At 73.0% G+C, this 21,071-nt stretch carries 18 protein-coding genes; 14 read left to right on the forward strand and 4 right to left on the reverse strand.

The annotated features are described in order from the left end of the window. The first annotated feature begins 187 nt into the window (after positions 1 to 187). Genes ACFW3D_RS01420 through ACFW3D_RS01430 form a run of 3 tightly spaced genes read left to right on the forward strand, consistent with a single transcriptional unit; the run spans position 188 to position 3,676 of the window. The gene (locus ACFW3D_RS01420; RefSeq protein ID WP_500500045.1) at positions 188 to 1,885 is read left to right on the forward strand and encodes a CDP-glycerol glycerophosphotransferase family protein; all 1,698 of its coding nucleotides are present in this window, start codon (positions 188 to 190) and stop codon (positions 1,883 to 1,885) included. Positions 1,886 to 1,890: 5 nt separating this feature from the next. Beyond that, entirely contained in the window at positions 1,891 to 2,607 is a 717-nt protein-coding gene (locus ACFW3D_RS01425; protein WP_361007415.1) for an IspD/TarI family cytidylyltransferase, read from the forward strand. Positions 2,608 to 2,611: 4 nt separating this feature from the next. After that, positions 2,612 to 3,676: an NAD-dependent epimerase/dehydratase family protein gene (locus ACFW3D_RS01430; protein WP_500500047.1), complete on the forward strand. Its 1,065-nt coding sequence runs from the start codon at positions 2,612 to 2,614 to the stop codon at positions 3,674 to 3,676. Positions 3,677 to 3,845: 169 nt separating this feature from the next. Here the strand turns inward: ACFW3D_RS01430 and ACFW3D_RS01435 are convergent, their stop codons facing one another. Next, positions 3,846 to 4,634 (reverse strand): acyltransferase, encoded by a 789-nt coding sequence (locus ACFW3D_RS01435; protein ID WP_500500048.1) that lies wholly within the window; start codon positions 4,632 to 4,634, stop codon positions 3,846 to 3,848. 647 nt (positions 4,635 to 5,281) lie between these two features. Here ACFW3D_RS01435 and ACFW3D_RS01440 point away from each other — a divergent pair. Next, a complete protein-coding gene (locus ACFW3D_RS01440) occupies positions 5,282 to 5,692 on the forward strand; it encodes a hypothetical protein (RefSeq protein WP_500500051.1) in 411 nt (136 codons plus the stop codon). Between the two features lie 54 nt (positions 5,693 to 5,746). Here the strand turns inward: ACFW3D_RS01440 and ACFW3D_RS01445 are convergent, their stop codons facing one another. After that, complete coding sequence (locus tag ACFW3D_RS01445) at positions 5,747 to 6,004, reverse strand: hypothetical protein (RefSeq protein WP_500500052.1); 258 nt, start codon at positions 6,002 to 6,004, stop codon at positions 5,747 to 5,749. Positions 6,005 to 6,283: 279 nt separating this feature from the next. Between ACFW3D_RS01445 and ACFW3D_RS01450 the strand changes: the two genes are divergently transcribed. Next, complete coding sequence (locus ACFW3D_RS01450) at positions 6,284 to 7,369, forward strand: DUF4190 domain-containing protein (RefSeq protein WP_500500054.1); 1,086 nt, start codon at positions 6,284 to 6,286, stop codon at positions 7,367 to 7,369. On the opposite strand, the gene ACFW3D_RS01455 is transcribed toward ACFW3D_RS01450, so the two are convergent. Beyond that, positions 7,308 to 8,012, reverse strand: a complete 705-nt coding sequence (locus ACFW3D_RS01455) for a response regulator (RefSeq protein WP_500500056.1) — start codon at positions 8,010 to 8,012, stop codon at positions 7,308 to 7,310. The genes ACFW3D_RS01450 and ACFW3D_RS01455 overlap by 62 nt on opposite strands. Beyond that, positions 8,009 to 9,217, reverse strand: coding sequence for a sensor histidine kinase (locus ACFW3D_RS01460; protein WP_500500057.1), 1,209 nt, complete (start codon positions 9,215 to 9,217; stop codon positions 8,009 to 8,011). Before ACFW3D_RS01460 ends, ACFW3D_RS01455 begins: the two co-directional genes overlap by 4 nt. 210 nt (positions 9,218 to 9,427) lie before the next feature. Here ACFW3D_RS01460 and ACFW3D_RS01465 point away from each other — a divergent pair, with 210 nt between their 5' ends. The 9 genes from ACFW3D_RS01465 (at position 9,428) to ACFW3D_RS01505 (ending at position 21,042) form a co-directional block, all read left to right on the forward strand. Next, entirely contained in the window at positions 9,428 to 10,468 is a 1,041-nt protein-coding gene (locus ACFW3D_RS01465; protein ID WP_500500060.1) for a carboxymuconolactone decarboxylase family protein, read from the forward strand. A 152-nt stretch (positions 10,469 to 10,620) separates the two neighbouring features. Further along, positions 10,621 to 11,592, forward strand: coding sequence for a hypothetical protein (locus ACFW3D_RS01470; RefSeq protein WP_500500062.1), 972 nt, complete (start codon positions 10,621 to 10,623; stop codon positions 11,590 to 11,592). Positions 11,593 to 11,851: 259 nt separating this feature from the next. After that, the gene (locus ACFW3D_RS01475) at positions 11,852 to 13,138 is read left to right on the forward strand and encodes a M14 family zinc carboxypeptidase (RefSeq protein WP_500500064.1); all 1,287 of its coding nucleotides are present in this window, start codon (positions 11,852 to 11,854) and stop codon (positions 13,136 to 13,138) included. A 90-nt stretch (positions 13,139 to 13,228) separates the two neighbouring features. Beyond that, positions 13,229 to 13,984, forward strand: coding sequence for a GntR family transcriptional regulator (locus tag ACFW3D_RS01480; RefSeq protein WP_500500066.1), 756 nt, complete (start codon positions 13,229 to 13,231; stop codon positions 13,982 to 13,984). A gap of 290 nt (positions 13,985 to 14,274) precedes the next feature. Next, on the forward strand, positions 14,275 to 14,712 hold the full coding sequence (locus ACFW3D_RS01485) for an RpiB/LacA/LacB family sugar-phosphate isomerase (RefSeq protein WP_500500069.1): 438 nt from the start codon (positions 14,275 to 14,277) through the stop codon (positions 14,710 to 14,712). Further along, positions 14,709 to 14,876 carry an SPOR domain-containing protein gene (locus tag ACFW3D_RS01490; RefSeq protein WP_500366673.1) on the forward strand — a complete coding sequence of 56 codons (168 nt, stop codon included), beginning with the start codon at positions 14,709 to 14,711 and terminating at the stop codon, positions 14,874 to 14,876. Before ACFW3D_RS01485 ends, ACFW3D_RS01490 begins: the two co-directional genes overlap by 4 nt. A 131-nt stretch (positions 14,877 to 15,007) precedes the next feature. Continuing rightward, positions 15,008 to 15,424, forward strand: a complete 417-nt coding sequence (locus ACFW3D_RS01495) for a (deoxy)nucleoside triphosphate pyrophosphohydrolase (protein ID WP_500500070.1) — start codon at positions 15,008 to 15,010, stop codon at positions 15,422 to 15,424. 221 nt (positions 15,425 to 15,645) lie between these two features. After that, complete coding sequence (locus ACFW3D_RS01500) at positions 15,646 to 18,279, forward strand: SpoIIE family protein phosphatase (RefSeq protein WP_500500072.1); 2,634 nt, start codon at positions 15,646 to 15,648, stop codon at positions 18,277 to 18,279. 144 nt (positions 18,280 to 18,423) lie between these two features. Beyond that, positions 18,424 to 21,042, forward strand: coding sequence for a SpoIIE family protein phosphatase (locus tag ACFW3D_RS01505; RefSeq protein ID WP_500500074.1), 2,619 nt, complete (start codon positions 18,424 to 18,426; stop codon positions 21,040 to 21,042). Positions 21,043 to 21,071 lie beyond the last annotated feature (29 nt).

Genomic DNA, 21,071 nt, shown 5'->3' on the forward strand with positions numbered 1-21,071 from the left:
GCCCGTTCGACCGGCCGTGACCGTCCAGGTCGAAGTCTCCCCCCTGCGCACGGCAACGAGGCCGGCGCGGGTGGCAGCACAAAGGTGACCGTGCGGCGGCAGCACCCCATCAAGTTCGAAGAGCACTCAAAGTTGTACGACGTTTTACGGATAGCCGCACGGCGATTTCGCGGACGGAAGGATAGCGATGGCACATTGTTCGATAGCGGAGATCTCCTGGGAGCGGGTGCACCTTACCCTCACCGTGGACATCACTGGGGATGTTAGTCCGTCGCAGTTCCTGATCGCAGACGGTGACCGTGAACTCCCGGTGAAGTCTCGGCGAATAGCTTCGGGCCGGTACGCGCTGGAGATCAACGTCACCAACTTCCACGGCCGGGGACAGGTGCCGAACGGAACCTGGCGAATCGTTCCTGTGGTGCGTGGCGAGCAATTGCCCGCCGCCGACTTCGACCTCAGCGACACGGACCGGCTGGACGCGGACTCCCGTACCTTCCTTTACGACCGCAACCGCGTCGCATATGTCATCGCGTTCGGGATCTCGGACAACGACGAGAATCCCGAGTTCCTGATGCGGACCTACCAGCTCTTCCGCAAGGCGCCGGTCGTGCCCGGGCAGGGGCCGAAGAAGCCGCTGGGGAGGCGAATCGGGCTGCGGGTGCTGCCGCGGCCGCGGCGCCGCAAGCTCGCCAACCAGTTCTACCGGCTCGCGCGCCGCCTGAACCCGCCGCGCGGCAACAGGATCCTGTTCGCCTCCGAGATGCGCCCCAAGATCGGTGGCAACCTGGCTCGCGTCAATGAGCGGATGATCGAGCGGGGTCTCGACGAGAAGTACTCCCTCCGCTACTCGTTCCGGATCCCCGACACGGCGAACAAGTGGAACACGCTTCGCGTCATCTACCTGCTCGCGACGTCGGACGTCGTGCTGATGGACGACTACTTCGGGCTCCTCGGGCAACTGGGCATCTCCCCGAAGACCAAGATCATCCAGCTCTGGCACGCCGGAAGCGGTTTCAAGGCGGTCGGCTACAGCCGGTTCGGGCGCTACGGTTCGCCGAAGCTGACCAACGCCCACCGCAAGTACACGTACGTGATCACCGGCTCCAAGCACCTCGTGCCGACGTACGCCGAGGCGTTCGGAATCGAGGAGTCGGCCGTCATACCGACCGGCCTGCCCCGAATAGACACGTTCCTCGACAAGGAGCGCACCGAAAAGGTCGTCGAGGACTTCTTCACCGCCCACCCGAAGCTCGAGGGCAAGAGGATCATCCTTTTCGCGCCGACCTTCCGCGGGAAGAGCATCGGCGACGCGCATTACGACTACGACCGCATCGACTTCGCGAAGCTCTACGAGGCCTGCGGGGACAAGTCCGTCGTACTCTTCCGCATGCACCACTTCATCTCGGATCCCGTGCCGATCCCCGCGGAATACTCCGACCGGCTGCTGGACTTCGCGTCGTTCCCGGACACCAACGACCTGCTGCAGGTTACCGACGTGCTCATCACCGACTATTCGTCGGTGATATACGAGTACTCGCTGCTCGACCGGCCGATCCTGTTCTACGCGTACGACAAGGACCGCTACTCGGTCGTCCGCGGATTCCACCGCGACTACGACACCGTCGCTCCCGGCAAGATCTGCGTGACCTTCGACGAACTGCTCTCTGCCCTGCAGAACGAGGACTACGACATCTCGAAGCTCGAGGAGTTCCGGCAGGAGAACGTCGACTACGTCGACACCAATTCGGCGGACCGCGTGATCGACTGGCTGGTTCTGGGCGACCCCAGCGACACGGGCAGGACCGAAAGGCAGGCGTGGCTCGAGCCCGTCACAGATGACACAGCGGTGGGCGACCAGCCGCTCAGCGACCAGTCGGAGGTATGAGCTTTATGAACGTGGCGTTGCTTTTCGCCGGCGGCATCGGGTCGAGGATGAACACCCGGGCCCTCCCGAAGCAGTTCCTGGAGATCCACGGCAAGCCGGTGATCATCCACACCCTCGAGCACTTCGAGGCGCACCCGGACATCGACGCCATCGCCATCGCGATCCTCCCCGAGTACCGCGAGCTCATGACGAAGCTGCTGAAGCGGTACGAGATCGAGAAGGTCCGGTGGATCGTCGACGGTGGCGGCACCGGGCAGGAATCGCGGCACAACGCCCTGAAGGCGGTCGCCGCGGACTGCCCCGAGGACACGGTCGTGCTGATCCACGACGGCGTGCGTCCGCTGATCGACGCGAAGCTGATCAGCGCGAACATCGAGATGGTCCTGGAGCGCGGCTCCGCCATCACGTGCACCAAGTTCAACGAGACCGTGGTGTCGAGTGAGCACGACCACATCGACGATGTGATCCCGCGCGACCACATATACGCCGCGCAGGCCCCGCAGAGCTTCCGGATCGGCGAGATCCTGTCGCTGTACGACCGGGCGGTCGCCGAGGGTGAGCACAACAGCATCGACTCGTGCTCCCTCATGCACCGGTACGGTCACAAGATCCACCGCGTGGTCGGCCCCCGCTCGAACATCAAGATCACCACGTCGGAGGACTTCTACTTGTGCCGGACGTTCTTCGAGATCATCGAGAACCAGCAGATCGTGGGTACGTGATCCAGTGAGCACCATCTTCAGTTCGGTCGTGGCGCACGACCTCGATGAGATCCTCGACCGTGACCTGCCGTGGAACGAGCTCTCCGGCTGCACCGTGCTGGTCACCGGGGCCAGCGGCATGTTGCCGTCGTACGTCGTCCACACCCTGCTCGCGCTGAACGACCGGCACGGGCTGGGCATCACCGTGCACGGCCTGGTGCGGAACCGGGAGAAGGCCACCCGGCTGCTCGCGGACCTGCTCGACCGCCCGGACTTCAACCTCGTCGTCCAGGACGTGTCGGAGCCGCTCGAACTGCCGGGCCCCGTGGACTACGTGATCCACGGGGCGAGCGCCGCGCGGCCCGCCCTGCACGGCAGCCAGCCGGTCATGACGATCAAGGCGAACCTGCTGGGCACCTTCCACCTGCTCGACCTGTGCGTGGCGAAGGCCAGCCGCGGGTTCCTGCTGATGTCCTCGGCGGAGGTCTACGGGGCCCAGCCCCCGGAGACCGAGCTCATCGGCGAGCAGAGCTACGGCGGTTTCGACATCCTCAACCCGAGGGCCTGTTACGCCGAGGGCAAGCGCGCCGCGGAGACCATCTGCGCGACCTACCAGGCGCAGTACGGCATCGCCGGCCGCGTCGTCCGGTTCGGTCACGTCTACGGGCCCGGGATGGCGCTCGACGACGGGCGCGTGCAGGCCGACTTCGCGGCGAACGTGGTGCGCGGCAAGGACATCGTGCTCAACAGCGACGGTTCCGGCGTGCGGACGTACACCTACGTGGCCGACGCCATCGCCGGACTGTTCTACGCGCTGCTCCGCGGTGACGAGACGGCCTACAACGTCGCGGACCCGGCCGGTCTGATCTCGATCCGGGGCCTTGCGGAGCTGTTCACCGAGGTGCGCCCGGAGCGTGGGCTGCGGCTGCGGTTCAGCAACGAGTCGGACGAGCGCTCCTACAGCCTGACCAAGAAGCAGGGCCTGGACAGCGCGCGGCTCGCGGCCCTCGGCTGGCGCCCGGTCGTCGGCCTGCCGGACGGGCTCGACCGCATGGTGACCCACCTGGAGTCGAGCCCCCCGGCGCAGTAGCGAACCCCGCGCTGCCGCGCTTCACCGGTGATCCGAGACCGGAGCCGAACGGCTCCGGTCTCGATCGTTCACGGGTGCGGGCGCGGGCGCGGCCGCAGATACGACCGCGGGCCACTTCGGCGCGGACGGAGGTCCGCGCCGAAGTGGCCCGCGTGAGCAGCGCCGGTCGTCAGCCCTTCAGGCGGCGCAGAATCCGCCGGGCGAGCCGCCGCGGCGTCCTGGTCGGCAACGGCCGCACCACCGGACTCTTCGGGACCTCCGACTCGTCGGTGAGGTTCCAGTACTGCGGGGACTTCTCGCCCTTGCGCGGATACTGCTCATTCGGGCGGCGCGGCACGACCTCGGGGCGCTCCCAGGCGATGTCCCGCCGCACCACGCGCGCCGGTGCTCCGACGGCTATGCAGTTGTTCGGAACGGACGAGGTGACGATGCTGCGGAATCCGATGACCGAGCCGTTGCCGATGGTGACGCCGCCCATCACGACCGCGTGCTTCGCGATCCAGACGTGCTCGCCCACGACGATCGACTGGGACGGGTTCACGCGCTTCTCGGTGCGCACGTCGAAGATCGGGTGGGTGTCGTCGCCACGCACCTCGATGTTCTTCGCGAACATCACGTCGGCACCGATCGACACCGACACGCCTTCGACGGCGGAGATGAAGGCGCGGCCGGCGCAACCCACGTTCTCGCCGATCCAGATCCGGGACTCGTGCCCGCAGCGCAGTTCGAAGCGGAGACCGGCACGCTTCTTCGTGGTCTGACCGATTTCTATCCGGCCGTTGTCCCCGGTGAAGGTGACGAGCAGGTCCCTGATGTCCGCATTCGGGCTGATGACGAGTGTGTTGTTCGAACCCTTGAACCGAATGTCGATCTTGTTCTCGAGGGGCTCACCGTCGTAGACGATCTCGTTTCCGTGCTCGTCCTTGTACCGCTCGAGTTTGTGGAGTTGCAGCAGCATCCTGTTCAAGGGGCGTGTCGCGACCCGATCAGGGCCGGACCAACCCCTCATACCTCCATTCGACCTGTGTGTCGTGCTTCAGGTTTCCGATGACTCCGTGCAACGAACGAGGCATCGTCAATGGGGGGTCGGGAGCTGTGGGCGGCTGATGAGGGCCGCGAACCCCTGCGGGCCACATTGCGCTCGATGCTGCGGCGGACTGATCAGCATACCTGAGTCGGGCGTGGGGGCATAGGTCGTGCTTCACTCGGGATCCTCGGGTGAAAGCCGTGTGCCGACCGGGCGCCGAGCGGCCCGGTGCAATGGTGCGCGAATCGCTCCGCAAGGCCTCATTGCCGGAGGAAATGCGGGACCTGTGCATCGGGGAATGACGTTCGACGTCCGCTGCCGGGTGGGCCGCCGGCCGCGTCCCCGGAAATTTCCTGCCGGGCCTGTGCTGATTTTCCGATTTCGGCAATTTCACGGGGCGGCAGTCCCGCGGCGGCCGACCGCGCGAACAGTGGAATAGCTGTGGGGAGGCGTGAGCATTCAACGTCCGGCCGTCCGGACCCGATGCCGCGCACGGTGCCGGCTCCGTCCGGTCACAGCACGGTGACGGAACCGGTGCACCGGCGAACGGCGCGGGCCCGGCGGGCCACCATGGCGGCATGCGTACACGCCTCAGCACCGGAGTGCTCCTCGCCGCCGTGCTCCTCGCGGTCACCGCCTGCAGCTCCGGCACCGACGACGCCGGAGGCAAGCCCGAGGGCGGCGGCGCCCCGCCGACCGCCGGTGCGCCCGGGTCGAAGGTGCCGGACATCAGCGAGGGCATCCCCGGGGAGCCGACCGGGGCCGAACGCGCGGCGCTCCTGGCGGCGCTCAAGGCCGTCGACCCGGCGCTGGCCGCCGACGCGGACAAGGCCGTGGCCAACGCGCGCCAGCAGTGCGCCACCATCACCGGCGGCGGCAACACGGTGGCGGCCGCGCAGTCGCGCTTCGGCAGTGCCGGCCACCAGGTCACCGAGGAACAGGCCAAGGCGATCAACGCGGTGCTGGAGCGGACGCTCTGCCCGTCCTGAGCCGCCCCGCCCACGGGATGGGGCAGCGGCCATCGGGTTGGGGCCGGCGCGCCGTCATGCGCCCGCCTCCTGACGGCCCGCGTCGATCGCGGGGTTGTCGAGCGTCGCCCAGAACGCGTCGTCCGGCTCCGGCGGCAGCGCGGGGGAACCGAGGTCGGCGTGCAGTTCGGCGCGCCAGCCGGGCGAGATCCGCGCGCGGACGTCGGCCGTCCTCACCAGCGCCCGGTGCGGGAGGTCGGTGAGCAGCAGCACGAGGCACATCGCGGCCTGGCCGCGGAGGCCGTCATGGAGGGCGGACGACTGGCGGCGCACCTGGCGCAGCCGGAGCCCGAGCGGACCGGTGCCGGTGAGCTGGACGGGACGGCCGCCGGCGGGTGGAGCATGGCGAACGTCGCGGGAGCGTGGGCGCCCAGCCAGGAGTCGATGCGGGGCCGGGCCAGTTCGGCCGCCTCTGCGGACATCGTGGTCCCCCCTCGGGTGCCGGCGCCCGGCCGGGAGCACCTGGCGGTGGCCGCCGACGGCGGGGGTCCGGGGCCGGGATATATTCGCGCGGCCGTTCGCCGCGTTCGCCCGTCCGTGAGGAGCCGCTCCGTGCAGCCTCCGCCGTATCCCTCGTACCCCCACCAGCCCGCGCTGCCGCCCGCGTTGCCGCCCGCGCCGCAGCGGGCGCCGCTGAACGGGCCCGCCGTGGCCGCGCTGGTGACCGGGCTGCTGTGCATGATGCCGGTGGTCGGCGTCGTGCTGGGGACGGTCGCGCTGGTGCAGATCAAACGGACGGGCGCGCGCGGCAGGGGCATGGCCGTGACCGGGCTGGTGCTGTCGGCCGTCGGCACGCTGCTGTGCGCGCTGGTGCTCGCCGGTGGCGCCGGCGACTTCGTCAGGGGCTTCAAGGAGGGCGTCAGGGACGGGGCGCGGGACGGCGGCGCCCACTCGCTGCGCCGGGGCGAGTGCTTCGACACTTCCGGCGGCGGCGGCCTGGAGGCCCCGGCCGCCGACATGGACACCGTGCCCTGCACGCAGCGGCACGCCGCCGAGGTGGTCGGGTCGTTCCGGCTGCCCGGGCCCCAGGGCTACCCGGGCGACGCGGCGCTCAGGGACCGCGTGGAGGAGCGCTGCCGGCGGCTGGCCGACGGCTACGCCATGGACAGCTGGGCGGTGCCGGCGGACGTCGAGGTGTACTACTACGCACCCGACCGGGAGACCTGGAGGCTCGGCGACCGCGAGGTGACCTGCGTGTTCGGCAAGGCGAAGGGCACGCTCGAGGGCTCGTTGCGGCAGGACGCGAGCACGCTCGACGCGCACCAGGTCGCCTACCTGGAGGCCGCCAACGTCCTCAACGAGGCCATGGCCGGGGGGCCGGAGGAGGAGCAGGTCGAGGACGACCTCGAGGGCTACCGGAAGTGGGCCGGCGAGGTCACCGTGGCCCTCGCCGCGGAGGCCCGGGCGCTCGAGGCCCACGACTGGCCGGCCGGCGCCGGGGAACCGGTCGCCGCGCTCGTGGCGGAGGCCGGGAAGGCCCGCGCGTACTGGGCCAGGGCCGCCACGGCGAAGGACGCGGACGCCTACTACGAGCACTACGAGGACGCGGACTCGCACAGCGGCCGCGAGCAGGCGGTCAGGGCACGGGAGGCGCTGGGGCTGGCCACGACGGTCGCGGCGGCGAACCCTTCGGTGTGATCAGTCCCGACTCGTAGGCGTAGACGACCAGTTGGGCGCGGTCGCGGGCGCCCAGCTTGGTCATCGCCCGGCTGACGTGGGTCTTGGCGGTGAGCGGGCTGATGACCATCCGCCCGGCGACCTCGTCGTTGCTGAGCCCGCGCGCGACGAGTGCGAGCACCTCGCGCTCCCGGTTGGTCAGCGCCTCCAGGCCCGCCGCGTGCGTGGCGTCGGGCGGCCGCGAGACGAACTCGCTGATCAGCCTGCGGGTGATGGCGGGGGAGAGCAGGGCGTCGCCGCGCCGGGCGACGTGGATGGCCTGGACGAGGTCGGCGGGTTCGGTGTCCTTCAGCAGGAAGCCGCTGGCGCCGGCCCGCAGCGCGTCGAAGACGTACTCGTCCAGGCCGTAGTTGGTGAGGATGACCACGTGCACCCCGGCCAGCCGCGGATCGGCGGCGATCAGCCGGGTGGCGCCGATGCCGTCGAGCACCGGCATCTGGACGTCGAGGAGCACCACGTCGGGCACGTGCCGCCGGGCGAGTTCCACCGCCTGCTGCCCGTCGCCCGCCTCGGCCACTACCTCGATGCCGTCCTCGGCGTCGAGGAGGGCGCGGAAACCGGCCCGCATCAGCGCCTGGTCGTCGACGATCAGCACGCGGATCACGACACCTCCTCCAGCGGGGCCCCGGCCGCCCCCGTGGCCGTCGTCCTCCCGTCGGCCGACGGCAGGACGTCCAGGGGAAGTTCGGCCCGTACGGAGAAACCGCCCTCGGGCCGCGGCCCGGCCCGCAGCCGCCCGCCGAGCGCGGTCACCCGCTCCCGCATCCCGGTCAGCCCGACCCCGGGCACCGTGCCGTCCCCGGGGGCCGCCGTGCCGTCGTCGTCGACCTGCACGACCAGCTCCCGGTCGCCGTACTCGATGCGGACGGTGGCCCGGGGCTCCGGCCCGGCGTGCCGGGTGACGTTGGTGAGCGCCTCCTGCACGATGCGGTAGGCGGCCCGGTCGACCGCTTCGCCCAGCGGCCGTTCGCGTCCGCCGACCGTGACACTGGTCGGCAGCCCGGCCGTGCGCGAGCGCTCCACCAGGTCCTCGATCCGGTCCAGGCCGTGACCGCCGCCGGTGCCGCGCAGCACCTCCAGGGTCGCGCGCAGCTCCCGCATCGCCTCCCCGCTCGCCTCCTGGATCGCCAGCAGCGCGTCGGGCACCTCCTCGCCGCGTTTGCGGGCCAGGTGGACGGCGACCCCGGCCTGCAGCTTGATGATCGAGATGCTGTGGGTGAGCGAGTCGTGCAGCTCCCGGGCGATCCGCAGCCGTTCCTCGCCGGCCCGGCGCAACGCCGCCTCCTCACGGGTGCGTTCGGCGTCCAGGGCGCGCCGCTCCAGCTGCTCCAGGTAGGCCCGGCGGTGCCGGCCCACCACGGCCATGGCGACCGAGGCCAGGAACCAGCCGAGCAGCAGCGCCGTCGACTGCGCCGACGTGGGCGCGGGCTGCCCGGAGGCGAGGTAGCCGGCGAGGAACGCCATGGCCGACAGCTGCACCGGCAGCCGCTTCCCGCCCGCCCTGACCGCCATGTGGACCGCGACCAGCACGGGGAACGCCGCCGAGGGGCCCGGGTGCACCCGGAGCGCGTACGCCAGCATGCAGCCGGTGCACAGCAGCAGCGCGCCCGCCGGACGGCGGCGGCTCCCCGACACCGCCAGCGTGCCCACCAGACCCAGTGCCAGGTCGAGGGCGTTCGACGGGTGCGGCCCGCCGGGCAGCAGCAGGACGCCGACGGCGAGGACGACGCCGATCACCGCGTCGAAGGCGAGGCCCCGCCACCCCCGCAGTCCGGCCCGTCCCTGACGCCCGATCAGCGTGCCACCCATGCCCGCACCCTACGCCGCCGCGCCGGGCCGCACGTCCTCCCCGCAGACGGCTCCGCGGCTACTCCCGGCGGAGTAGTCCCGCCCGCCGCCCCGGCGCCCGGAGCAGTGGCAGCCCCCTTCCCCCGGACGACGACCGGACGGCCCCCGGGCGGCCACGATCGACCCGTCGCGAACAGCACCGTCCACGAGCCGTCTGCGAGGAGGCCCGGCATGGCCACGTCCTTCCGTCTCACCACCCCCGCGCCGCCCGGCGACGCCACCGGCCGGACCGCCGAGGTGTACGCCCAGCTCGCCGCCGACTTCGGCGTCGGCCACGCGCCCACCTTCGTGGCACTGTCGGCCGCTCCCGACCTGCTCGCGGCGGCCTGGGCCGTGCTGCGCGAGTCGCTGCTCGCCGGCCGCGTGCCGCGCACCGACAAGGAGCTCGTGGCCCTGGGGGTGTCGGCGGCGAACCGCTGCCCCTTCTGCGTGGCCGCGCACACCGTCCTGCTGCACGCCGCCGGCGACCACCGCCTCGCCGAGACCGTCGCCCGCGGCGGCACGCCCGACGACCCCCGCCGGGCAGCGCTGGTCGCCTGGGGCAGGGCGACCGCGACCCCCGGTGCGCCGGCCGCCGCGGCGCACCCCTTCGGCCCGGCGGACGCACCCGAGTTCATCGGCACGGCCCTCGCCTTCCACTTCGTCAACCGGATGGTGTCCGCGCTGCTGACCGACGACCTGCTCCCCGCCGGGCTGCAGCGGCTGCGGCTGGTGCGCAGCCTCGGCGGCCGGGCCCTGGCCCGTACCGTCCGCAGGCCGCTGCCGCCCGGGGCCAGCCTGCCCCTGCTGCGCGGTCCGGCCGGGCCCGCGCCGCAGTGGGCCGCCGACGCCCCGGTGGGCACCGCCTTCGCCGCACTGCGGCGGGCGGCTGCAGCGGGCGGGCCACGGCTCGGCGACGCGGCCCGGGAGGCGGTCGTGGCCGCCGTCGACGCCTGGGACGGCACGCCGGTACCCCTGACCGGCGACCCGGCGGCCGCGGCGCTCGCCGGGGTGCCCGCCGCCGAACGCCCCGGCGCCCGGCTCGCGCTGCTCGCCGCCCTCGCCCCGTACCGGATCACCGAGGCGGACGCGGAGGCCTGGCGGATCGCCGATCCCGACCCCTACGACGCGGATCTGGTGCGGGTGCTGGCCTTCGGCGCCATGACCGCGGTGAGCCGGATCGAGACCTCGCTCCACCAGCCTTTGCGTCGCCCCAGGTTGACAGCCCATTGACAGAGCCACGACGATGCGTGGTGCCACTGGGACCGATGAGCTCCGTGTGCACTTCGACCACTCGCCCGGTGACGCCTCGGCCTGCTCACGTACGGGGAGAGCTGCCGTCACCCGCGCCCGCCGGGCCACGCAACGCCAAGATTGGGTTCTGCATGTCCATATCGCGACGTGTCACCGTCGGACGGCTGCTGGGCGTGAGCGCCGCGGCCGTCGCCCTCACCGCCGTGGGTGCCACCTCCGCCTGGGCCGGCGACTGCCCGGGCGGCAAGGGCTGGGACCGCGGTGGCCACCACGGCTACAAGCCCGGCCAGGGCGGCGGCACCAAGACCACCACCGACCGCTGCGAGTTCTCGCTCGACGGCACGGCCTGGTACCCGTCGGTCAAGGTCGACGACGTCAACCTCAAGCCCGGCGAGGACGGCAAGGTCCACGTCCAGGTCCGGGTCGCGGACGGCTCCTCGTCCTGCACCGTGTCCCTCGCCTCCTACCGCACGCACGGCGCCACCTTCCAGACCTCCGGCAAGCAGGTGTTCCACGACTGGGACACCGTGAAGATCACCACCGGCACCGACACCCTCGACGTGGCCGTGCCGGACGTCACCTGCTTCGCGCAGGTCGACCTGTACTACGGCAACAAGAAGTACGACGGCGTCCTGGACGCCAACGACGGCTACGAGCACGGCGACCTGCCCGAGGGCCCGAACCACGCGGTCATCGGCGACAAGAAGATCGCCTGGTGGAACGGCGGCACGAAGGACTGCACCACGCAGACCGTCCCGTCCACCCCCGCCACCTCCACCCCGACCACCCCCTCGGGCGACGAGACCACCCCCGCCGGCGGCGAGACCACCCCGGCCGGCGGCGAGGAGACCACCCCCGCCGCGACCGAGACCCCCTCGGCCACCGCCCCCGCCTCGGAGTCGGCGTCGGCGTCGGCTTCCGCCTCGGCGTCCGAGTCCGTCGAGGCCGAGGCCTCCGAGTCCCCCAACGGCGGCTCGGGCGACCTCGCCGAGACCGGCAGCGGCAACGTGGGCATGCTCTCGGCCGCCGCGGCCGTGCTGCTGGCCGCCGGTGGCGGTGTGGTCCTCGCGACCCGTCGCCGTCAGGCCGCCCGCCGGCACTGACACCCGCCGAGCGGAGGAGGGGTACGACTGCGTCAGCGGTCGTACCCCTCCGTCGTGCCGGGTCCGGCAGCCGCCCGGCGCGCCTGAGGCCGGTTCTCCGCCTTGCGACGCACCGCGCCGGGCGCACCTCCCGGCGCAAGGGAAACGCGGGGCCCGCCCGCCGGTCGGCCGGAGCCACTTTGACGACAGGGCCTAGCCCCCGCTCCGTACGGATTGGAACAATCCGAACCTGACCGTAGGGACCGATGCGGGGGGCTGCATGACATCTCCGGGGGACACCGCCGTCGGCGAGCGCTACCCGACCGTGGACGAGGTCGCCGCCGCGGCCAGGGCCCTGGCGCTCCGCCGGCCCGACGTCTGCCGGCTGCGGACGGTGGGCCTGTCCCGGGCCGGTGAGCCGCTGCTGCTGCTCTCGGTGGGGCACGGATCGCGCAACGTCCTGGTGGTGGCCGGCCCGCACGCCAACGAGATGGTCGGCGGCGCCACCGCGCTGCTGCTGGCCCGGCGGGTCGCCGCCGACCCCGTGCTGCGCGAAGGCACCGGCGCCGCCTGGCACTTCCTGCTGTGCGCGGACCCGGACGGCGCCCGGCTCAACGAGGCCGTCCCCGACGCCCGGTTCACGATGCTCGGCCACTACCGGCACTTCTTCCGCCCGCGCGCCGCGGAACAGCCCGAGTGGCTGCCGGACGACGGCACGCTGGACGGGGCCCTGCCCGAGACCCGCGCGCTGATCGGGGTCATCGACGAGCTGCGGCCGGTGCTGCAGTGCTCGCTGCACGGCATCGACGTGGGCGGCACCTTCATCCAGGTGACCCGGGACATCCCGCGGCTCGCGGAGCGGATCGCCAAGTCCGCCGCCGAGTTCGACATCCCCCTGGAGGCCGGCTCCTCCGACGCCTTCCACTGGCCGAGCCCCGGCCCCGGGGTGTACGTGCTGCCGCCGCCCGGCGGCCCGCGTGAGGACGCCTCCAACTCGACCTGGACGTACGCCCACCGGTACGGCGGGGTGACCGCGATCGCCGAGGTGCCCATGTGGGCGTGCGACCGCGCCGCGGACACCTCGCCGCACCCGGGTGCCGACGGCGCGCTGCGCACGGCGGGGGAGGCGCTGCGCCGCGCCAGCCTGCTGGTCGGCGGGCTCATCGGTGAGGTGCGGCCGCACCTGCCCGACGACGGCGGGCCGTTGCTGCGCGCCGCGCAGGAGATCGTCGCGGTCGGCCCGGCGCTCGCCGCGGACTGGGACCCGGCGCTGCGCACGGCGGCCGCGCCGCCGCTGCCCGCGATGACCCGGGCCCGGGTCAGCAGCGTCGAGATCTACGCGCAGCGACTGCCGTTGCGCGCCGCCGCGATGCTGCTGCGGGTGGTCCGTGGCGCGGAGCTCCCGCCCGTCCCGCTGGTGGCCGTGCGGGAACTGCTGGAGCGTCTGGTGGCGGAGTGGTGCGAGGCGTACGAGTCGGCGCACCGGGCCCGCTGGATCCCGGTGCGTCACCAGGCGGAGCAGCACGCCAGGGTGGTCCTGGCGGCTTTCGATCTGCTGCCCGGGTGACGCGACACGGGTAAAGCCTTGCGGAAGGCTTGCGGGTGGCAACCCTGAGTTGTCAAGCTGTTGCACACAGTCAACCCGAGGGAGGGGCACGTGCCTTTCGGTGAGCAGCCCGCGTACCTGCGCGTCGCCGAGGATCTCCGCCGGAAGATCCTCGACGGCAGCCTCCCTCCGCACACCCGCCTGCCCTCGCAGGCGCGCATCCGTGCCGAGTACGGGGTGTCGGACACCGTCGCCCTCGAAGCCCGCAAGGTGCTGATGGCCGAGGGCTTCGTCGAGGGCCGGTCCGGCTCCGGCACATACGTGCGCGAGCGCCCCGACCCTCGGCTGGTCGTGCGCACGGGCTACCGGCCGGGCAGCGGCCAGGCGACGCCGTTCCGCCAGGAGCAGGCCGACGAGGGCTTCAAGGGCACCTGGGAGGCGAACAGCTTCCAGGACACGGCGAACGCGCGCATCGCGGAGCGGCTGGGGATCAAGCCCGGCGACCGCGTGATGCGCACGCGCTACCTCTACCGGACGGAAGGCGAGCCGATGATGCTCGCCACCTCCTGGGAGCCGCTGTCGGTGACCGGCCGTTCCCCCGTCCTGCTGCCCGAGGAGGGCCCGTTGGCCGGCCAGGGGGTGGTGGAGCGCATGGCTGCGCTCGACGTCGTGGTCGACAACGTGGCCGAGGACGTCGGCGCCCGGCCCGGGCTCGCGGAGGAGACCGCGGTGCTGGGCGGCGTCCCCGGGCACGTGGTCATCGAGATCCGCCGTACGTACTACGCGTCGGGGCTGCCCGTCGAGACCGCGGACATCGTCATCCCGGCCGACCGCTACCGGGTGTCGTACCGGATGCCGGTGAAGTGACCCCGTCCGGGCGCCCGGCGGCGCCGGCGGTACGGGCCGGCTGAGTCCGGGCCCGTACCGCGGGGCGCGCCGCGTGTCCGCCGGAGCGGGCAAGTGCGCTGGTGGGCGCGGTGTCCGCCCGGCGCGTGTGGTGCGCGGCCCGCGGAGGGCGCCGCCGGGGCGCGCGCCGATGTGCGAGGGGCGCGGACAAGAGCCCCTTCTGAGTCAACTCCCAATCGAACATGGCCCGATCGAGTCGAATACTGCCCGAACGTGTCCGGCGCGTCACGTTCGGGCGTAGGCTCCGGCATATGCGCATCGCCGTTTCCTCGGACATGGACGAGCCGGTTGCGCGGCTGGTCGTCGACGAACTGCGCCGCCGCGGCCACACCGTGATCGCCTACGGTGCCCTGCGCGCGGGCGACCGCAAGGACTGGGCCTGGAGCGCGGAGAGCGCCGCCCGGGACCTCGCGGAGGGCCGCGCCGACCAGGCCGTCGTGTGCTGCTGGACGGGCACGGGGGCCTCCATCGCCGCCAACAAGGTGCCCGGCGTCCGCGCCGCCCTCTGCGTCGACGCGTACTCCGCGGACGGCGCCCGCACGTGGAACGACGCCAACGCCCTCGCCCTGAGCCTGCGTCTGACCAGCGAACCCCTGCTCAGGGAGATCCTCGACGCATGGTTCTCCGGCGCCCCGAGCGGCGAGGAAGACGACCGGGCCAACGTGGCGCACTTGGAGGAGATCCGATGAGCGAGCTGGTCTGGGTCGTCATACGCCAGGACGACAACGGCAACCGCTACCGGGTCGGCCGCTACGCCACCCGCCAGGAGGCCGAACGCGTCGCCGACGCCCTCGACGCGCGCGGCCACAAGCAGCTCTACCTCATCGAGCGCATCGACCGGCGCGCGTCCTAGGGGCACTCCCGCCACGGGCTTCGCGACGCAACGCACCGGGGGCACCTCCCGGCGGTGGCCGGGGAGCTGCTGCTGCGGCGGCGCGGCCCGGCCGTCCGCCGCGGGCGGCCGCCACGGATAGGGTGCGGCCCATGACGACGCGCGACGTGACGGTGGTGGTCGGTGCGGCCGTGCTCGACCGGGGCAGACTGCTCGCGGCGCGGCGCAGCGCGCCGCCTGAGCTGGCGGGGCGCTGGGAACTGCCCGGCGGCAAACTCGAACCGGGGGAGACGGCGCCGCAGGCGCTGACCCGTGAGCTCCGCGAGGAACTGGGCGTGGAGGCCGAGGCGCTGGAGCGGGTCCCCGGGGAATGGCCGCTGAAGCCCGGTTACGTCCTGCAGGTGTGGACCGCCCGCATCCTCTCCGGGGAGCCCCTGCCGCTGGAGGACCACGACGAGCTGCGCTGGCTCACCCCCGACCGCCTCGACGAGGTCGACTGGCTCGACCAGGACCGCCCCGCGGCGGCCTGGGCGGCGGCCCGGGCGGCCGAGGGTCAGGGCCCGGGCTGACCACCGCACCGCGGACCACGCGGTGCGCATCGGGTCGATGGGCGGGGTGGGTGGTCGGGTGCGGGTTCGTCTCGCGCCCGAAGGGCGGACCACCCCGCGGCACCTCCGCGGCACCCCCGGGCGGGATATGCGGCGCGGAATATCGGGTATGGGGGGATTGATCCACCGAAGGCCGGCCGGCCCCGAGCCGGTGGCCCTGCAATGGTCTGGGGTCCCCACACGTGAGCGGGAGCGAGGACGGCACTGCCAGGGGCGAGGACCCGGGACACCCCGGGTTCCCGGCCGCGCACGAGCGCGCCCACGCCGGGCTCCGGCCCGGACCCGCGGGACCGGCGCCGGCCGGGCCCACCGCCTCCGGGACGCCCCTGGACACGCTGCGTCTTGCCGTCGTCATGCTCGACACCTCCGGCCGCGTCCTGCTCTGGAGCCCGCTCGCGGAGGAGATGCTCGGCTGGGCGGGAGAGCACGTGGTGGGCCGCCGGGTCTCCGCCCTGATCGACCCCGCCGAGGACCCGCGCCGGGCGGAGCGGGAACGGGAAACCGCGCCCGCCGTCCGCCGGGCGGCCGCCGTGCCCCGTCCCGGCCCCGCCGAGCGGATCCTGGCCGAGCTGCTGCGCACCGGCCGCTGGGAGGGCATCCTCGCCGTCCGGCACCGCGACGGCCACCGGGTGCAGGTCGAGGCGCGGGCCTCGCTCCTCGTGGACGGCGACGGCCGGCCCTTCGTCCTGGTGTCGATCGCCGAGACCAGCCGGATCCGCGGCATGGAGCACGACCTGGCGGCACTGGACTCGCTCTTCGACTCCTCGCCCCTCGGCGTTGCCATCTTCGACACCGAACTGCGCTACGTCCGTGTCAACGAGGCCCTGACGCGCATGAACGGGGTCCCCGCCGAGCAGACCCTCGGCCACCGCGTCGAGGAGATCGTGACCGCCGGGGCCGCCGAGGAACTCACCACCCTCCAGCGGCACGTGCTGGCCACCGGGCGCCCGGTCATCGACGTCGTGGTGCCCGGTCCGTCCGGCGGCTGGCGCTCGGTGTCGTACCACCGCCTGGAGGACCGCGCGGGCCGGGTGCTGGGCATCAGCTGCAGCGTGATGGACGTGACGGAGCGCCAGCAGAGCGCCGAGAAGATCGAGCGCACCCGGCGCCGGCTGGCGCTGCTCAACGACGTCGGCTCGCGCCTGGCGGACCTGCTGGACGTACGGCGGATCGCCGAGCAGCTGGCCAGGACCGTCGTGCCGCGGTTCAGCGACTACAGCGGGGTGATCCTGCACGCGGCCGTCCCGGACGGCGGCGAACTGCCCGGCGCCCCCTACGGGGAGCTCACCGAGATGCGCCAGCTCGGCATCGGGGCGGTCAAGGAGGGCCCGCTGGTCGACCGGATGATCGGCATCGGCAAGGTCGTCCGGGTCGACCGGGCGTCCGTCTTCGGCTCGGTGCTGCACAGTGCGCGGCCCGCCCTGGTGAGCAGCGCCGACGAACTGCGCGACACCGTCGCCACCTTCCCCGGCGACCCCAAGGTGCAGGCCGCGCTGGACCTCGGCGTCCACTCGCTGTTGGTCGCCCCGCTGCGGGCCCGCGGCATCGTCCTCGGGCTGCTGGTCGTCAGCCGCGCCGGCGGGCGCGAACCCTTCGACCGGGACGACGTCGAACTCGCCATGGAACTGTGCGACCGCTCCGCCGCCGCCCTGGACAACGCCCGCCTCTACATCCGCGAGCGCGAGGGCGCCCTGATGCTGCAGCGCAGCCTGCTGCCGCGGAGCGTGCCCGAGCCGCCCGGCGTGGAACTCGCCTTCCGCTACGTCCCCGGCAGCACCGGGGCGGCGGCGGGCGGCGACTGGTTCGACGTCATCCCGCTCGCCGGCGGCCGGGTCGCCCTCGTCGTCGGGGACGTCATCGGCCACGGACTGCGCGCCGCCGCCACGATGGGCCGGCTGCGCACCGCCGTGCGGACCCTGGCGGCGATGGAGATGGCGCCGGAGGAGTTGCTGCGCCGCGTCGACGACCTCGGCGACGACCTCGCCGCGGACACCGCCGAAGGCTGGACGGCGACCTGCGTCTACGCCGTCTACGACCCCTCCACACGGCGGCTCGCCCTGGCCCGCGCCGGGCACCCGCCGCCCGTCCTGGTGGAGCCCGCGGCCTACGGGGGCGGCCGGGCCCGGCTGCTCGACTCCCCGTCCGGGGTGCCGCTGGGCGTCGGCGGCGTGGACTTCGAGCCGGTCGAGCTGGAGGTGCCCGACTCCTGCGTCCTCGTGCTCTACACCGACGGCCTCGTCGAGTCGCGCGGCGAGGACATCGGTGTCGGCATGGACCGGTTGCGGTCGGTGCTCGCCCGCCGTCCGCTGCGGTCCCTGGAGGAGGCCTGCGACGACCTGCTGGCCACCCTCGAGCAGGGCCGCGAACCCGACGACGTGGCGCTGCTCATGGCGCGCCTCGGCGGCCTCCCGGAGGGCAGCACCGCCCACTGGACGTTCACCGCCGAGCCGAGCGCCGTCCGCCGGGCCCGGCGGAACGTACGGGAGACCCTGGCGGAGTGGGGGCTGCGCGAGCTCACCGACGTCACCGTGCTGCTCGTCAGCGAACTCGTCACCAACTCCCTGCGGTACGCCCGCGGGCCGATCGGCGTGCGCATGGTGCGCGGCACCTCGCTGCTGGTGGAGGTCTCCGACCCGCTGCCCGACCCGCCGCGCCGGCGCGCACCGGCCGAGGAGGACGAGGGCGGCCGCGGGCTGCACCTGGTCGCCCACACCTCCCGGCGCTGGGGAACCCGGCACGGACCGCTGGGGAAGACGGTCTGGTTCGAGCTCGCCCTCCCCGGTCCGGCGACCGCCGCGGGCGGCCCCCGCCGATGACCGGTCGCGCACGGTTCGGCGGGCCGGAGCAGGGTAGTTGAAGTGGGGCGTCGGCGGAATCCGTACGCCTCGAGATGATGCTGTGATCGACAAGTGCATGTGCGGAACGGGGGTAATGCTGGATACTCGGCACAGCCGGTCCGTATGTGTGAGCTGGAGGGGTCGGGCGTGAGCGATGAGCCGTCGGGGGTCGTTGGGCCCCGGAACCCTGAGGCCGTGACACAGAGCGCCTGGCAGTCCAGTCCGCCCGGTTCCCTCTACGACTACATCCGGGTGGCCTCGTTCTCCCTCGGCCCCGACGGGCGGATCGAGCAGTGGAGCGAGCGCGCCGAGGAGTTCTTCGGTGTTCCCGCGTCCGAGGCGCTCGGCCAGGACCCGATCACCGCCTTCGTCCCCGAGGACCGGCGCACCCGGGCGCACGAGCGGGTCGCGGAGATCCTCGACGGCCGCGAGTGGATCGGCACCGTGCCGTACCGCGACAAGGCGGGCCAGGAGGGGCTGGCCGAGGTCTACGTGATGCCCTCGCGCAGCGAGACGGGCCGGCGCGGGGCGCTCTGCATCGCCGTGGACGTCCGCGTGCTGCGCCAGATCGAGACCGACCTCGCCTCCTCGCAGGCGGTCTTCGGCCAGTCGCCGATGGGCTTCATCCTCTTCGACACCAACCTCAAGCTGCTCCGCGTCAACCAGCGCTTCGCCACCGTCTTCGGCCGCGCCCCCGGAGACCACCGCGGCCGCACCCCGCACGACTTCCTCTCCCGCGTCGAGGCCGACCGGCTCACCGCCGCGCTCAAGCAGGTGCTGGACAGCGGCGACCCGGTCCTGGACATGACGATCGTCGGCACCGTGCCCTCCGGGTCGGGCGCCAACAACCGCAGGCGCTGGGCGATCTCCCTGTACCGGCTGCACAGCGGCAGCGGACGGCCCATCGGTGTCGCCGGCGTCGCCCAGGACGTCACCGGACGCCAGCGGGCCGAGCGGGAGGCCGCGCACACCCGCCGCAACCTCGCCCTGCTCAACGAGGCCAGCCGGCGCATCGGCAGCTCCCTGGACCTGGAGACCACCGCCCGCGAACTGCTCGACGTCGCCGTCCCGCACTTCTGCGACCTGGCCTCGGTCGACCTCTACCAGGCGCTCCTGGTCGGCGAGGAGGGCCCGGTCGGCACCGCCGACGGCAGCGGGGAGGTCCGCCGGGTCGCCTTCGCCAGCGCCGTCTCCGACGCGCCCGTGGCCCCCCTGGACGGCGGTCACGCGGGCGGCCCGGTCTCGGTGGGCGCCGTCCACCGCTACCCCTTCAACTCGCCCTGGGCGGGCGCCCTGCGCACCGCCCAGACCCAGGTCATAGGCGCCGACGGCGGCGATCCGGAGGTGGAACTCGGCGAACTCGGCGGGGGCCTGGTGCAGTCCACCCTCGCCGTGCCCGTCGTCGCCCGCGACACCGTGCTGGGCCTGGTCCAGTTCGCCCGTGCCAAGGGGAGCGAGCCGTTCTCCGAGCGCGACCGGATGCTCGCCGAGGAACTCGCCGCCCGCGCCGCCGTCTTCATCGACAACGCCCGGCTCTACCGGCGCGAGCACGAACGCGCCCTCATCCTGCAGCGCAGCCTGCTCCCGCCCGGCAACCCCGAGGCCGCCGGACTCGACATCGCCTGCCGCTACCTGCCCGGCAACATGGAGACCGAGGTCGGCGGGGACTGGTTCGACGTCATCGAACTCCCCGGTCACCGCACCGCGCTCGTCGTCGGCGACGTCATGGGCCGCGGTCTGCGCGCCGCCGTCGCCATGGGGGAACTGCGCACCGCCGTACGTACCCTGGCGCTGCTGGACATCGAACCGGCCGACGTGCTCACCGCCCTCGACGAGGTCGCCCGCGGCCTCGGCGGCAGCGGCGACGGCCGCAGCAGCCGGCGCGGCAAGGAAGCCGACGGCTCGGACCTGTCGGAGGTGTACCTGGCCACGTGCGTGTACGCCGTCTACGACGCCATCACCCGCCGGGTGACCATCGCCAACGCCGGCCACCTGCCGCCGGTCCTCGTCGAGCCCGGTGAGCAGGCCATGATGCTGGAGGTGCCCACCGGCATGCCGCTGGGCGTCGGCGGGGAGCCCTTCGAGGAGGTCGAGGTCGACCTGCCGGACGGCGCCCTGCTCGCCCTCTACACCGACGGCCTCGTGGAGTCCCGCAACCATCCGCTCGACGAGGGCCTGCGCGCCTTCCGTGCCGCGCTCGACGAACCCCAGCGGCCGCTGGAGGACGTCTGCGACCACATACTCGCCCGGCTGGACACCGCCCACGGCGAGGACGACATCGCCCTGCTGATGGCCCGTGTCCACAGCCTGCCCGCCGACTCCGTCGGGGACTGGACGCTGGAGCCCAACCCCCGCTCCGTGGCGCGTGCCCGCGAGCTCGCCCGCGACTGCCTGCTCTCCTGGGACCTGGCCGCGCTGGTCGACACCACCGAACTGCTCGTCAGCGAACTGGTCACCAACGCCCTGCGGCACGGCCAGGGCGACATCCGGCTGCGCCTGCTGCGCGACCGCACCCTGGTCTGCGAGGTCTGGGACGACGCCCTCGTCCAGCCGCGCCGCCGGCGTGCCCGCGCCACCGACGAGGGCGGCCGCGGACTGCAGCTGGTCTCCCTGCTCAGCACCCGCTGGGGGTCCCGCCGCACCCACCGCGGCAAGACCGTCTGGTTCGAGCTGGACCTGCCCTCGGACGGCGGGGGCAGCACGGGCGAGGACACGATAGAGGCGCTGCTCAGCCTCTTCTGAGCAGCGCCTCCACCGCAGGGCGGGACGGG

The sequence above is a fragment of the Streptomyces sp. NPDC058864 genome, assembly GCF_042742985.1.
Classification (GTDB): domain Bacteria; phylum Actinomycetota; class Actinomycetes; order Streptomycetales; family Streptomycetaceae; genus Actinacidiphila.